This is a genomic window from Chitinasiproducens palmae (genome assembly GCF_900095735.1).
Classification (GTDB): Bacteria; Pseudomonadota; Gammaproteobacteria; order Burkholderiales; family Burkholderiaceae; genus Chitinasiproducens; species Chitinasiproducens palmae.
Window position 1 is genome coordinate 516,143 of the sequence record NZ_FNLO01000001.1, and the last position, 14,382, is coordinate 530,524.

The window sequence follows — 14,382 nt, forward strand, 5'->3', positions numbered from 1 at the left end:
GCACGGCGCTCGGCGGTGTCAGCGCGACCGCACCGACACATCACCGAGCGACGCGTACACGCCGATCGGCGTGACATTGACGCCTTCGAGACGCTTCGAATACAGCCGGAAGAACTTCAGTTCGAGCAGGCTGATCGACGGCAGGTCCTTTTGCGCGAGCGCCTGCATCCGGTGAATCAAGGCCTGGCGCTTGGCGACGTCGACCTCGGCATGAGTGGCTTCGATGATCGAGTCCATCTCCGCGGACGTATAGCCGCTGCCGTTACTCCACGGTGCGCCCTTGATGATCGCCTTCGACCAGAAGCGGCGATGCACCCCGATCTGCGGATCGGCGAACGCTGCGTAGAACACATTCATGGTGTCGAAGTCGTGTTCGCTGTAAACCTTGCGCAGATAGGTCGGCAGGTCGTAATTGACCAATGTCAACTCGATGCCGACGCGTTTCAGCTGCTGCTGGAACAGCTCGCCGGCGCGCTTGTATTCGTCGCCATAGGTGTGATTCAGGTGATTGAAGCGCAGTCTCACGCCGTCGCGCTGGCGGGGAAAGCCCGCTGCGTCGAGAAGGGCTTCGGCCTTCGCGGGATCGAACGGGTACTGTTGCGTCGCAGCCGTGTAGAACTGTTTCTGGTAGCTGGGGACGGGACCGGTCGCTGCCGTGGCGAAACCCTGGAACACCGCTCGCGCGAGCACTTCGCGGTTAATCGCGTGTGCCACGGCCTGACGCACGCGGATGTCCTGGAACACGGGCTTGCGAAGATTGAAGTCCAGGAAGAACATCGGCGCGTTGGCTTCCCAGCCGCGTGTCTCGAGCACGATCTGAGGGTTCTGCGCGAGCCGCTTTGCTTCGACCAGGGACACGGGCGTGAGTGGCGCGTAGTGGAGCGCGCCAGTCTCCAGCGCCGCGCTGCGCGCGCCCGCATCCGGAATGATCCTGAAGACCAGCTCGTCGACATGGGGCTTGCCGTGGTCCCAGTACGCGGGGTTGCGCACCAGCGTCACGTGGCTGCCGCGCACCCATTCCTTGAAGACGAAGGGACCGTTGCCGACCGGCTTCACGTTGTATGGATTTGTCAGCGGGTCGGTGCCTTCGTAAAGATGCTTCGGGAAGATGAAGGTGCCCGAGGTATCGAGATAGGCCCAGATCACCCGCGACGGGCTCGACAGCCGGAAGATTGCCGTGTGCGGGTCCGGCGTTTCGACGTCGGCGACTTGAGCGAGCGTCGGTCGCGCGATCGGATGAACCTTCTTCAGCACCTCCAGGACAGAGTACCGCACGTCGGCCGAGGTGAACGGCGTGCCGTCGTGCCACTTCACGTCCCTCCGCAAGCGGAACGTGATCGTCTTGCCGCCGTCGCTCTCCTGCCAGGACTCGGCCAGTTGCGGAACCGGCTTGAAGTTCTTGTCGTAGGTAACGAGGCCGTCGAACAGGTTCCCCGAGATCACGTTGGTCGGATTGGCCGGCGTCGCGCCGGTGACGAGTCCTGCCGGTTCGGGCAAGGTGTTCGCATACAACACCGATCGGTCCGCGCCAAAGGCCGGGGCGGTGACGCCGGGCAGCAAGCCGGCACCGGCGAGCGAGGCAGCGGAAACAAGGAAGGTCCGGCGCGAGGTCATGGAGCGGGTATCAGTTCCAGGATGGCGATAGAGTGGAAAATAAATTCCGTTTTTTTAAGCATATCAACGATAATTACGGAACCAACCAAGGAATTCAGATAACGATATGCAGGCTGCCGGGCCGGCCCGAACAGGTGGCGCTGTACCATTGCAGCTGCGGCGGGACGGTCGTGAGGTTTGCAACTTTGAATTCGCGCTGTCTCGAAAACCTATGGATGTGATGACGAACAAAGAAACGAGCGGCCACGCGCTCGGCGAGGAGACGCGGGACAGTGCGGCAGTCGTGAGTCGAGGCGCGGAGACTGGCGCGCTGACGCGGGGCCTGCAGCTTCTTGCGGTGATGAGCGACGCGAGCCGTCCGTTGAGCCTTTCGGAGATCGCGGAAGCAAGCGGCATCGCGGCCAGCACCACGCATCGCCTGCTGCACACGCTGTCGCAGTGCGAGCAGGTCTACAAGAACGCGCAGGGCCGATACTGTCTTGCACCGCGGGCGCTGTTCCCACTAGGCCTCGATCACCCGTTGCAAGTGCTCAGGCGCGATGCCGCGGAAATGCTTCGCGAGCTGCAGGCACGGCATGGGCCATCGGTACTGCTGGTGGCCTTTCTCGGCGAAAAACGCATGGTGGTCGACTTCGCGCCGGGGGCCTACAGCGTCGCGCCGTATTTCGACACGCGCATCAGTGCACCGGCCCACGCGTCCGTGTCGGGGAAGATTCTGCTGGCCGACCTGCCGGAGGCCGATCGCCAACGGTTGTTGGGCGATGCGCCGTATCCGGCTCGCACCCGACACACGATCACGACGCGCGCCGCGCTCGACGATGCACTGGCGGAGGTCGAGGCGTCTGGATTGGCGACCAACTTCAACGAGAACGTGATGGGCATCTGCGCGATCGGTGCGCCGCTGGTCGCACCGTCCGGGCGGGCGATTGGCGCGATTGTGCTCACCGGACCGGATACCTTCTTCGGGGCGGAGCGACGCGACGCCATCGCAGAGGATGTTCGACGCGTCGCCCACATGCTGAGCGCAATGTCGATGTCAGTGCGGGCCGTTGCGCGTTTCCTGAGTCTCTAGGTCGGCAGGTGCGGGCGCGAGACGTAGCTCGCCCGCCGCACGCCGCAGAGGGGCGGCGAAGCGAACGGCACGGCGATGGCTTCCCTCGAATCCCAGCGGTTCCGCGAGTCTGCGCCAAGGCCGGCCGACTGCGAATTTCGCTGGAAAACGACCGCCAGCACGCCCGCCGAACGGTCGGCTTCGGTCATCACGTCCATGCTCGCATCGAGCCGTTCGGTGGTCCGCGCCGGTATTCTGCGCGCCCTTTCCGGGGGCACATACCGGGGGCACATACCGGGCCCTTGGTTCCGGCGCCCGTGCCGTGCGCTTGTTCCGGTCGACCGTGCCGAACCGTGCGCCGATCGCTGCCGCGGCGCCAAGCAGCGTCACTGACGTACATCATCGTCGCCGCCTGGCGTGGCGTATCGCGACCATCATCGCGTTCCGATGCGGCGTGCGCGGCGTCGGCAACGGCGTAGCGGCATCAGCGGCATCAGCGGCATCAGCGGCATCAGCGGCATCAGCGGCATCAGCGACGTCGGGCGCGGGCCACAAAGCCCGCGATCACTTCCTTCCAGATATTGCTCAGGCCGGCGGCCAATTCTTCGGCGTCGCGGAAGGACTTCAACAGCAGGTCGTCGCGGTGGACGTGGCGCTCGCGCAGCGCCTCGATCGACATCGCGATCAGCAGGCGCAGCGCCCCCTTGAATTCGCGACGCAGCGCCGCGCCGAACTCGATCGCATCGTCGCGCGCAACGGCGTCGATCACGCGGTCGACCCACACCGCGTTCATCTCTTCACGCATCCGTACCAACGACGGCGTGTACGCCGAGACGTGCGAGAAGGCCGCGAACAACCCTGCGTTCGCTTCGTATGCGCGGCAATACCAAAGATTCGTCGCGTAGACCGCGTCCTCCGATCTCGCTGCGGCTGGCTTCTTCCGGCGCGGTCCCGGGCGCGACCACAACGCCCTGAAGAAGGCCATCAGCAGGGCTTCGACAGCCTGATCGATGTCGTCGAAATAATTGTAGAACGTGCCGCGTGAAAGACCGGTGTCGTTCAGGATCGATTCGATCATCGGGCGCCGCCCGGGTTCCGCCAACAACTGCCGCGCCACGCACGCCAATACCGCGCAGCGCGTGCGTTCGCGTTTCGGAAGCGTGCGGTCGCGGCTGCGGGCGTCCAGCAACTCGTCGAAACGCTCGTTCTGATCGATGACCAACTCGTCGAGCGGCGACGGCACCCTTTCCGGCGTGGCTTGTTCGGTGGGCATACCTGTCCTCATCGCGTCGTGGCACCAGGCCTTGACGCGCGATTTTTTTCTACTTACCGTTTACAAATGACACTTTGTTCAAAAATGAACTTTTGGTCATTTTACACCATGGCGCGTCCGCCAGGCCTGCAAGCGCCGCGTCCCGGGTGTTCCGAGACGTTCGACACGAGGGTAGGGAAATGAAGAACGGGTCCACCATCGAGTTCAGCCGTGTCAACAAGCACTACGGTGCGGTCACGGCTTTGCACGACTTTTCCCTGTCGGTCGACGCTGGCGAGTTCATCACCATCCTCGGCAGCAGCGGCTCGGGCAAGACCACTGCGCTCAACGCGCTGGCTGGTTTCATGCCGATCTCCTCCGGCGACATTGCCATTGGCGGGCAGTCGGTGGTCGGGCTACCGCCGGAGCGCCGCAACCTCGGCATGGTATTCCAGAATTACTCGCTGTTCCCGCACATGAGCGTCGCGGCGAATGTCGCGTTTCCGCTGAAGATGCGTGGGGTCGGTCGCAAGGAAGTCGATGAGCGCGTGAAGCGGGCGTTGCAGGCCGTGCGCCTCGATGCCTACGCCGCGCGGATGCCGCGCGAATTGTCCGGTGGACAGCAGCAACGCGTCGCCATTGCGCGTGCGATCGTTTTCGAGCCGTCCGTGCTGCTGATGGACGAGCCGCTTGGCGCGCTCGATTTGAAACTGCGCGAGGCACTGCAGTTCGAAATCAAATCGATCCAGCATCAACTCGGTTGCACGGTGGTCTATGTCACGCACGATCAGCGCGAGGCGCTCGCGATGTCCGACCGGATCGTCGTGCTGCGCGACGGACGGATCGCGCAGGTCGGCAGCCCACGCGACATGTATGACAAGCCGGGCAGCCGTTTCGTCGCGCAATTCATTGGTCAGACCAATCTGTTCGCCGCGGACATCGACGCCGCCGGCCGCATCTCGATACCGGCGCTGGGCATTGCCTGGCCGGCTGCGGGAAACGCCGCCGTCGGCGTGCCGTACTGCGTCAGCGTGCGCCCCGAGCATTTCTCGCGTCGTGCCGGCAGCACTCAGGACATCCGCATCGACGTGACGCTTGACGAGACGATTTTTCTTGGCGACGTGATCGACTTCAGCGCGCGCCACAGCAGCGGCGCGGCGATTCACTTCCGCGAGCCACGCAGCCCGAGCGCGGCACAACTGCGCCGCGGCGACGCCGTGTCACTGGTTTTCTCCCCGGACGATGCCGCGCTTGTCCCGGACCTCTGACCCACTCCCCACGCTTATCCGGAGCCGTCGATGACATCCTACTGTTCAAAGCTGACCTGTGCCGCGTCGGCGGCGCTGCTGCTGCTCGCGGCCCCGGCACATGCCGAATCGCTGGTTCTGGCGAATTACGGCGGTGCGTGGGCGAGCCTGCTGAAGACGGTCTGCACCGATCCGTTCGCGAAGGAGACCGGAATCACAGTCACGCAGGCTTCCACCGGCGACTCGCTGGCGCAGATTCGTGTGCAGCAGACCACCGGCAATGTCCTCTGGGACATTTCACCAACCGAAGGGCCGTCGCTGCCGGTGGCGCAGCGCAACAACTGGCTCGTGCCGATCGACTGGCAGGTCGTCGATCCGGACCATAAACTCGCCGCGATCGCCCGTCAGCCGTATGCGATCGGGGCGGTGGCATACACGACGGCGATCGGCTATCGCACCGACAAGGTGCCGCAAGGCAAGCGGTTCAGCGGCTGGCGCGACTTCTGGGACACCAAGAATTTCCCGGGGCCGCGTTCGTTGCGCGACTCGCCGATGGAGAATCTCGAGTTCGCGTTGATCGCGGATGGCGTGCCGGTCAGCAAGGTATACGAGGTGCTGAAGGCGCCGGGCGGTATCGACCGTGCGTTCCGCAAGCTTGACGCGATCAAGCCTGCCATCACCGTGTGGTGGACGACCGGGCAGCAGCCGGTGCAATTGCTGGCCAGCGGGGATGCCTTCTACGTTACCGCATTCAACGGCCGAATCAGTCAGTTGCAGAAGGACAAGGTACCCGTGTCCATCGTGTGGGACGGTGGCTCGCAGACCGTCAGCTACTACTCGATCCAGAAAGGCGCGCAGAACGCGAAAGCAGCGATGCAGTTCATGAAGTTCTGCTGGAACGATCCGCAACGCCTGGCGCAGATCGCGCGCGGCATGCCTTATTCGGGGTTCAACGCGGACATGTACAAGTCGCTGAACAGCGACGAGGCGAAGTCGCTGCCGACCGCACCGGCGAATGCACCGCTGCAATTCACCTTCGATGCCAACTTCTGGGCCGACAACCAGAAAGCGCTGTTCGCGCGCTGGCAGGCATGGCGGCTGAAATGACGATGCCCGACGTGAGCGTGCGTGCCGAAAGAATAGCGCCGGCCGCGCCCGCGGCCGCGCCCGGCGCCTTCGCGCGCGCGCTGCGGTGGCGGTATTGGCCGCTACTGCCGGCCGCACTGCTGTTTCTTCTGGTCTTCGTGGTGCCGGTCGGCGAGGTGGCCATCTGGAGCGTACGCGGCGAAGCAGGCTGGGGTCTGTCGAATGTGCAGCAGGTCGTCGCCGATGGACCGTTCCGGACCATTCTCGGCAGCACCCTGCGGCTTTCTCTGACCGTCGGGGTGGCGTGCGTCGCGTTCGGTTATCCGGTGGCGTATTTCCTGACCACACGCACGCCACGTCAGCAGCGGCTGCTGCTGCTGTTCATCACGATTCCGCTATGGGTCAGTGTCCTGATTCGGACCTACAGCTGGATCGTGCTGCTTGGGCGCGAAGGGCTGATCAACAGTCTCGTGAAGGCGTGGGGCCTGTCCGACACACCGCTGCACCTGCTCTACACGCGTGGGGCGGTATATGCGGCGATGATCCAGGTGCTGTTGCCGATCGCGATCCTGACCATGTTCTCGTCCATGTCATCGATCAATCGCGCCTTGCTGAGTGCCGCGCGCATTCTGGGGGCAACACCGGGGCGCGCGTTCCTGCGCGTATTCCTGCCCCTGAGCGCCAGCGGTGCGGTCTCGGCAGGCGTGCTGACGTTCGTTCTGTCGCTGGGCTTCTTCATCACGCCCGCGCTGGTGGGCGGCCCGAAGGATGCGATGATCGCCAACGTCATCGCGCAGCAGATCAGCGAGACCCTCGACTGGGGCCTCGGCTCGGCGCTTGGCATGACGTTGCTGGTCGTGGGACTGGCCGTCGTGGCCGTCACCGGCGTGGTGATGAGACGGTTCACCTCGCTGAGCAGCGAAGGAGGCACGCGATGAACCCGGTGCATCACGAAACGCGGCGCGGCTGGCTGTTGCCGGCTTATGTTGGCGCGGTGCTCGCCTTCCTGGTGCTGCCCGTCTGCCTGGTCGTGCCGATGTCGGTCAGCGAAACGAGCTATCTCAAGTTCCCGCCGACCGGCTTCACGTTGAAATGGTTCGGCAGCTATTTCGACAGTCCGGCATGGATTGCGGCAACCGTGCGCAGTGTCTCGATCGGCTTCTGGTCGGCCTTGCTGGCCACCGTGCTCGGCACGATGACGGCGCTCGCGCTGCGCCGCTCGACGCGACTCGACCGCCTGATCGCCGGCGCCTTCCTGAGTCCGCAGGTGGTGCCGGTGATCATCGTCGCGCTGGGCATCATGCTGATCTACAACCGTTTCCATCTGTACGGCTCGATGGTAGGCATCGTCATGGCGCACGCCATCCTCGCGCTGCCGTTCGTGGTGGTCAACGTCGCGAGCGCGCTGCGCCAGCGTGGCGAGACCCTGGCGCTCGCTGCACGCGTGATGGGCGCCAACCCGTTGCAGGCGTTCTGGTACGTGACGCTGCCGTCCCTGCGGGCTTCGATCACGACCTCGGCGATCTTCGCTTTCTTTGTGTCCTTCGACGAGCTGGTCGTCGCGCTGTTCATCATGGGACGTAACGAAACGCTGCCGATGCGGATATGGGCCAACGTGCGGGACGATCTGACGCCCGTGGTCGCGGCGGTGGCCAGCCTGCTGATTTTTGCGACGGTCCTGGCAGTGCTTCTGTCCGAATGGGTGTTGCACCGATCCGGCCGCGCCGCCCGCACCAGTTGATCCAACCACTGCCACCTGTCTGCCATGTTCTCCGATTTCGATACCGAAGATCCCGAATCGTTGCGGCGCCGTCTGGAAGCGGCGCCGTTGCCCGACTCGCTGTACGATCAGTTGCGCGACACCGCGATGCGGCACGGCGATGCGCCTGCCTGGCATTTCATCGACAGCGACACCAGCAGTGCGAAGCAGACGTGGCGCGAAGTGCTGCGAAGCGTCGACCGCACCGCCTGCGCGCTGGAAAAACTCGGCGTGAAGCCGGGCAGCCACGTTGCGGTGATGACGTGGAACTGCGAGGAATTCGTCCTCACCTGGCTGGCGCTCGCGCGACAGCAGGCGGTCATCGTGCCCGTCAACGCTACCTATACGGCGCGCGAGATCGACTACGTGCTTGAAACGTCCGATGCGACCTTCCTGGTCGTGGACGCCGAGTTCGTGCCGCGGCTGGCCGAACTCGCGGCGATGCGCGTGTCCTGGCAGCGGGTCGTGGTCGTCAACGGGCATGCGCCGGAGGACGCACGGACGTGGGCAGAGGTCATGGCGCTGGCCGGTGACGAGCCTGCATCGGAGGTCCCGCGCAACCGGGACAGTCTGCTCAACCTGCAGTACACGTCCGGTACCACGGGCTTCTCCAAGGCGTGCATGCTCACGCACGATTACTGGTTGGTCCTCGCGCATACCTCGACGGCGTTCTTTGGCACGCCGCTCAAGCGCTTCTACGTCGGATCGAGCCTGTTCTACATGGTCGGACAGCGCATCTTCCTGAACGCAATGGTCAGCGGTGGTTGCGCCTTCCTGCCCCGCAAGGCGGGCGCCAAGCGCTTCATGCCTGACGTGTCGGCCCATGCATGCGACTACTGTGCGCTGTTCGACATGGTTTACAAGCAGCCGGCGTCGCCTGGCGATGCGCGCAACGCTTTGAAGATCGCAACTATTTTTGCCTTCTCCCCGGCGCACCATCGCGATTTCGAACGGCGCTTCGACGTCCGCGGCCAGGAGTATTACGGGATGACGGAGATCGGCGGCGCGGCGTACATGCCGGCGACGGCGCTGGAGCAGATGAGCGGCTCGGGTAGTTGCGGCATTGCGGCGCCCTTTCGCGAACTGAAGGTGGCCGACGAAACCGGCCAGCCGGTTGCGGCCGGCGAGCCAGGCGAATTGATGGTGCGCGGGCGCGCGCTGTTCCAGGGTTACTACAAGCAAGCCGAGGCGACCCGCGACGCATTCCTCGATGGCTGGTTCCGGACCGGGGACATCGCGCGCCGCGACGCGGCGGGTTATCTGTTCATCATCGGGCGGCTGAAGGACATGGTGCGGCGAAACGGCGAGAACATTTCGGCGCGCGAGGTCGAGAGCGTGCTGCGCAGCATGCCCGAGGTGCAGGACGCCGCGGTGATCGCCGTGCCCGATCCGTACCACGACGAGGAGGTGAAGGCGTATATCCAGCTGGCACCCGGGTACGACGCACACACCGTCACGCCGCAGCATATCGCCGCCTACTGCAAACCGCGGCTGGCAGCGTTCAAGCTGCCGCGCTACGTGGAATATCGCGATTCCCTGCCGCTGACCGATTCGCAACGCGTCCAGAAGAAAGTGCTGCGGACCGAAAAGCCCGACCTGAGAGTCGGCGCGTACGACCTGAAAGAGGACTGCTGGCGCTGACGCGCTCGTGCTTCGGATTTCTGCGGCGCAATCTTGCCGCGCGGGCGAGCGGTGACAACCGCTGCTTAACTGACAACAGAGCAACAACGGAGTGGCCATGGCCGAAATTCGCGTAGCGACGCACAATGCGATCCGCATCCTGACCATCAGCAACGAACCGAAGCGCAACGCGTTCGAGGGGGCGATGTCGGCAGACCTGCTGGCCGAATTCGAGCGCGCCGACGCGGATCCGGCAATCCGCGCGGTGGTCGTTACCGGCGCCGGCGATCTGGCTTTCTCGAGTGGTCACGATCTGAATCATCTGGCCACTGGGGCCGAAGCCGAGGGTGGCGCCGATGAGGGCCCGGTGCTGAAGCCGCTGACGATGAAGAAGCCGGTCATCGCCGCGGTCAATGGGCACTGTTACGCTGCTGCGCTGATGTTGGCCATGTCGTGCGACCTGCGCGTCGCGAGCGAGAATGCGACGTTCGGGTCGCCTGGCGCGCGGCTGGGCATGCTGCCCGAGGGCGGACAGCTCGGCAGGCTGCCGCTGCTGATGGGCCGCGCCGCAGCGATCGAGATGATGATGACCGGCGCGCCGTTGACCGCGCTCGACGCGTTCCGCACCGGTTTCGTCAGTCGCCTGGTGCCCGCTGGCGGGGCCTTGGACGCCGCGCTGGGGCTCGCCGAGCTGATCGCGGCGAATGCGCCGGCAGTCGTCAGTGCGGTCAAGCGGGGCGTGCTGCTCGCGGAGACCGCAGGGGTCTCGCAGGCGGAGCAGTACGAGCAGGTGACCGCGCGTGCACTGGAAAAAGCGTCGGACGCGGTGGAGGGCGTCAAAGCCTTCTTCGAGAAACGCAGGCCCGTGTTCACCAACGTCGCCTGAGGCGGCACACCGTTTTGCGGAGAAACCCCGATGTCATTCAAAGCCATTTATCTGGAAAAGGACGAGGCTACCGGATTCCACGCCGAGCTTGCCACGCTGGACGATTCGGCGCTCGACGACAATCCGGTCGCCGCGGGCGACGTGCTGCTGCGCGTCACGCATTCGACGCTCAACTACAAGGACGGACTGGCCATCGCCAATCGTGGACCGGTGGTGCGCAAGTGGCCGATGGTCGCCGGCATCGATGGTGCTGGTGAAGTGATCGAGTCCGCCGATCCGAACTGGCAGCCAGGCGACCCCGTTTTCATCAATGGCTGGGGGTTGGGCGAGACGCATTGGGGCTGTCTGGCGGAGAAGGCCCGCTTGCCAGGTGTGCAGCTGCAACGCGTGCCGGCCACGCTGTCCGCGGCCGAATGCATGTCGATCGGCACGGCCGGCTACACCGCGATGCTGTGCTGCATGGCGTTGCAGGCGCACGGCGTCCGGCCTGCGGACGGAGAAGTGCTCGTCACCGGCGCGACGGGCGGTGTCGGCACCTTTGCCATCGCGTTACTGAGCACGCTCGGCTACACGGTGGCGGCATCGACCGGAAAGCCGCAGGAAGGCGGGTTCCTCGAAACGCTGGGCGCCAGCTCGCTGATTGCGCGGGATACCTTGTCGGTTGCCGGCAAACCGCTGCAGAAGGAGCGTTGGGCGGGTGTCATCGACACGGTCGGCTCGCACACGCTGGCGAATGCCTGCGCGCAGACGCGTTATGGCGGCGCTGTGGCGGCCTGCGGCCTGGCGCAGGGCATGGATCTCACGACCACGGTGGCGCCGTTTATCTTGAGAGGCGTGACCCTGGTGGGTATCGATTCGGTCATGTGCCCAATCGACCGCCGGCAGCAGGCATGGGCGAGGTTGGCGACCGAGCTCGATCGTAACAAGCTGGCGCAGATCACGCGCAGCATCTCGCTGGGCGAGGTGATCGACACCGCTGCGAAGTTCGGCAGTGGGCAGATGAGCGGCCGGGTCGTCGTGACAATCTGAACGGTCTTGGCAAGGCACCGTCGTGTGCGAGTGCGCGCTTGCGTCCATCGCGGCCTGCACCGACGGCGATTCGCTGGAATCCCAAAATCGCCAGCGCGGGCTTTGCCTCGAACGTGCCTCGCACGGATGGCATGGCCGGCGACACCGGCCCGTCTGGCGATGGGACTGCCGGTGGCAGCTCTGGCCGAAGCCATGTCCAGAGGAAATCCTGGTCGCAGCGTCGGCGCGGGAGGTCGGCTGCGCCGCATGCCACGCAAGGCCCGAACCGCGTAAGTCAAGCCCGGAACATGGATCTCAAAAGCGCGGCCCGCAAGGCGCCGTGCCTTTTTTTGGGCGACTGCGCTGTGGCAGCACGGGTGCCCGCCTCAGGTGAGGCGCAAACACCGCCTGCTCTCCGTCATTTGCCACGACCGCGCAGCGGTGATCAGTCAACCGCCTTGGGCCCGTAGAATGTCGCCAGTATCGCGAAACCGCCGGAAATGACGAGTGGAACCGCAAAATAGCCAAACGTCGACGACAGTGGGGTGTTCGCGGAGAGCAGCGCGCCGCCGATCATCGGTCCGATGATGGCGCCGAAGCGACCGAAACCGCCGGCCCAGCCAATGCCGGAGCTACGCAGACGTGCCGGGTAGATCAGGGCCGCGAGCGAGTAGAAGCCGCTGAAGCCGCCCATCAGCGTAAAGCCCATGCCGAACGCAGTTAGGAGCGTGGCAGCGAGCGGCAGTTGCTGCACGAACAGCATCATCATGCCGGCGCAGACGACGAAGAACAGCGCGATCAGCTTGCCAATGTCGCGGCGGATTGCCAGGTAGCCAATGATCACGTCGCCGAAGACCCCGCCGAGGTTCGTCAGACTGCCAGCCCAGATGGCATTGGATTGGCTCAGCCCGGCCATCACCGAAATCTTCGGCACCCAACTCATCAGGAAGTACAGCACGCCGTAGCTCAGGAAGGTCGCCATCCACAGGGCGAGCGTTCCTTTGTAGAGTTCAGCGCTGAACAAATCCCGCGGCTTCGGCAAATTGCCTTTTTGCGCGCGTGCGGGCAGGGCGCTGATCTGCGGCATGCCCAGACGCGCGCGCAGCGCATTCGAGCGTTGCAGCGCATTTCTCGGTTGACGCGATTCGAGAAAGGCCACCGATTCGGGCAGTGCGAGCCATACGACCGGCAACAGTGCAAACGTGATGATCGCGGCGCCGAGCATCGTTGCCTGCCATCCGAACGCCGGTATTGCAAAAATCGCCGCGACCCCGGTCAGCACTGCGCCCACCGGATAGCCCGCCTGGAAAATGCCGACCGCGAGACTGCGGCGGCCCGGCGGCGCGTATTCGCTGACCAGCGCACCGACCGAGGCCAGCAGCGTTCCCAGACCCAGTCCGGTCAAGACACGCATCGCCGAGAACATGTGCAAATTGTGAGTGAGTCCCGACCCCAATGAACCCAGCGTCATGAGCACCAGCGCCAGCAGAATGATCGGGCGCCGTCCCCACGAGTCCGCAAACGGCGCAACCACGATGCAGCCTAGCACCATGCCGGTCATGCCCGCCGAGAACACCACGCCGAGCTGAGCCAGACTGATATGCCAGTCAGCCGCCATGGCGGGCGCAATGTAGGACACGATGAGCAGATCCATGCCATCGAGACCATTCATGACGGTACAGAGCACAACGACCGCGATCTGCAGCGCCATCCACTTCACAGGCTTCACACCCTGCGTGGATGGCGAATCTTCAACGTAGCTCATGGAAGCACCTTCGAAATTGTTATTTGATGGACCTGTACGACACGGCGCAGCGAACGATCGAACCGGGCCGCCCGGGCCGCGCGCGCGGCGGGTGAGTGGCCGATACGGAAGTGATCGTCTGTCTCCGTCTCTGCGTCCGTCAGGTCATGCTTGCTGCGATCGGGGTTCCAACAGCCCGTCGCACGCGGCTCTTTTGTTGCGCGTTCGAACCAGGGGACGCAAGCGCGCCGTCCTGGGGCATGGCGTGCTCAGCCGTGATCGACTATGCTGCCGGCGGCTCGAGCGCCTAAGTCTTGCCTGTGGCCAGTTGTGTTGCACCCGCGTCGAGCATTGCGCTCAGCATCTCCAAACGCGGATTCTGCGGGCGTGGGTAGCCTACCGCGCTGTGTTTCAGTTTCAAGTCGAGCATCGAGGCGGCGATTTTGTAGGACAGCGGCCCGGGATTGATGATCGGCACCGGAAGACGTGGTTGTAGCCACGCGTGCGACTGGTGCATGGTCGTCGATCCGAGAATCAGACACTCCGCCCCGTCTTCTTCAACCGCCCTCATCGCCGCATCGAGCAGGCGCGGATAAACTTCGTCTTCCTTGCCTGACAGCAGGCTTTGATTGTTGGTCGGCGCTTCGATCGCGCGTACCGAAGCGCACTTGTGATGCATGCCGAGTTCATCCAGCGCCTTCTTGTACAAGGGCTTCCAATGGCTCGCCATGGTCAAAATCGAGAACTTGTCGCCCAGCATCAGCGCGGTGAGCATCGAAGCCCTGCCCGGGCCGAAAACCGGGATGTCGAGAACCGAGCGCAGTGCGTGGACGCCCGAATCGCTCATCGTGTCGATGCACACCGCGTCGTAGCCTTCGTCCTGCGCACGGCATCCTGCTTCGAAGTTGGCCACGTCGGCCAGCGCGAAGTCATGATGGCTTGCGTAATTCGCAGGTCCCGATTTGACCGCTCGGTATTCGAAGCGGATGTCGTCGCCGAATTGAAGGCCTTGCAGTTGCGACTCGCGCAGCGCCAGATTCGCGCTGCTCATCGCGAATGGCACGACCACCAGGACACGGCGCACTTCGTTCTGCGATTCAGTCATGGAAATATGT

Annotated in this window: 12 protein-coding genes; 8 read left to right on the forward strand and 4 right to left on the reverse strand. The window is 64.3% G+C overall.

The window, feature by feature from the left end; translation table 11 throughout:
- Positions 1–18: 18 nt before the first annotated feature.
- Positions 19–1,614, reverse strand: coding sequence for an ABC transporter substrate-binding protein (locus BLU54_RS01925; protein ID WP_091903985.1), 1,596 nt, complete (start codon positions 1,612–1,614; stop codon positions 19–21).
- Positions 1,615–1,834: 220 nt separating this feature from the next.
- Here BLU54_RS01925 and BLU54_RS01930 point away from each other — a divergent pair, with 220 nt between their 5' ends.
- Complete coding sequence (locus tag BLU54_RS01930; protein WP_091904496.1) at positions 1,835–2,686, forward strand: IclR family transcriptional regulator; 852 nt, start codon at positions 1,835–1,837, stop codon at positions 2,684–2,686.
- A 508-nt stretch (positions 2,687–3,194) separates the two neighbouring features.
- Here BLU54_RS01930 and BLU54_RS01940 read toward each other — a convergent pair.
- Entirely contained in the window at positions 3,195–3,938 is a 744-nt protein-coding gene (locus tag BLU54_RS01940) for a TetR/AcrR family transcriptional regulator (protein ID WP_091903989.1), read from the reverse strand.
- Positions 3,939–4,117: 179 nt separating this feature from the next.
- On the opposite strand from BLU54_RS01940, the gene BLU54_RS01945 reads away from it, so the two are divergent.
- The 7 genes from BLU54_RS01945 to acuI all read left to right on the forward strand — a co-directional run bounded on the left by BLU54_RS01945 (position 4,118) and on the right by acuI (position 11,544).
- Positions 4,118–5,185, forward strand: a complete 1,068-nt coding sequence (locus tag BLU54_RS01945; protein ID WP_091903990.1) for an ABC transporter ATP-binding protein — start codon at positions 4,118–4,120, stop codon at positions 5,183–5,185.
- A gap of 30 nt (positions 5,186–5,215) precedes the next feature.
- Positions 5,216–6,271 carry an ABC transporter substrate-binding protein gene (locus tag BLU54_RS01950; RefSeq protein ID WP_091903992.1) on the forward strand — a complete coding sequence of 352 codons (1,056 nt, stop codon included), beginning with the start codon at positions 5,216–5,218 and terminating at the stop codon, positions 6,269–6,271.
- 2 nt (positions 6,272–6,273) lie between these two features.
- The gene (locus tag BLU54_RS01955; protein WP_170844979.1) at positions 6,274–7,188 is read left to right on the forward strand and encodes an ABC transporter permease; all 915 of its coding nucleotides are present in this window, start codon (positions 6,274–6,276) and stop codon (positions 7,186–7,188) included.
- The gene (locus tag BLU54_RS01960) at positions 7,185–7,991 is read left to right on the forward strand and encodes an ABC transporter permease (protein ID WP_091903996.1); all 807 of its coding nucleotides are present in this window, start codon (positions 7,185–7,187) and stop codon (positions 7,989–7,991) included. Before BLU54_RS01955 ends, BLU54_RS01960 begins: the two co-directional genes overlap by 4 nt.
- Before the next feature lie 24 nt (positions 7,992–8,015).
- Positions 8,016–9,650, forward strand: coding sequence for a class I adenylate-forming enzyme family protein (locus BLU54_RS01965; RefSeq protein WP_091903998.1), 1,635 nt, complete (start codon positions 8,016–8,018; stop codon positions 9,648–9,650).
- Positions 9,651–9,747: 97 nt separating this feature from the next.
- Positions 9,748–10,515 (forward strand): enoyl-CoA hydratase/isomerase family protein, encoded by a 768-nt coding sequence (locus BLU54_RS01970; RefSeq protein WP_091904000.1) that lies wholly within the window; start codon positions 9,748–9,750, stop codon positions 10,513–10,515.
- A gap of 30 nt (positions 10,516–10,545) precedes the next feature.
- Positions 10,546–11,544, forward strand: a complete 999-nt coding sequence (gene acuI, locus BLU54_RS01975) for an acrylyl-CoA reductase (NADPH) (RefSeq protein ID WP_091904002.1) — start codon at positions 10,546–10,548, stop codon at positions 11,542–11,544.
- A gap of 424 nt (positions 11,545–11,968) precedes the next feature.
- Here the strand turns inward: acuI and BLU54_RS01980 are convergent, their stop codons facing one another.
- The gene (locus BLU54_RS01980) at positions 11,969–13,288 is read right to left on the reverse strand and encodes an MFS transporter (protein WP_091904004.1); all 1,320 of its coding nucleotides are present in this window, start codon (positions 13,286–13,288) and stop codon (positions 11,969–11,971) included.
- A 286-nt stretch (positions 13,289–13,574) separates the two neighbouring features.
- Positions 13,575–14,372 (reverse strand): aspartate/glutamate racemase family protein, encoded by a 798-nt coding sequence (locus BLU54_RS01985; RefSeq protein ID WP_211435283.1) that lies wholly within the window; start codon positions 14,370–14,372, stop codon positions 13,575–13,577.
- Positions 14,373–14,382 lie beyond the last annotated feature (10 nt).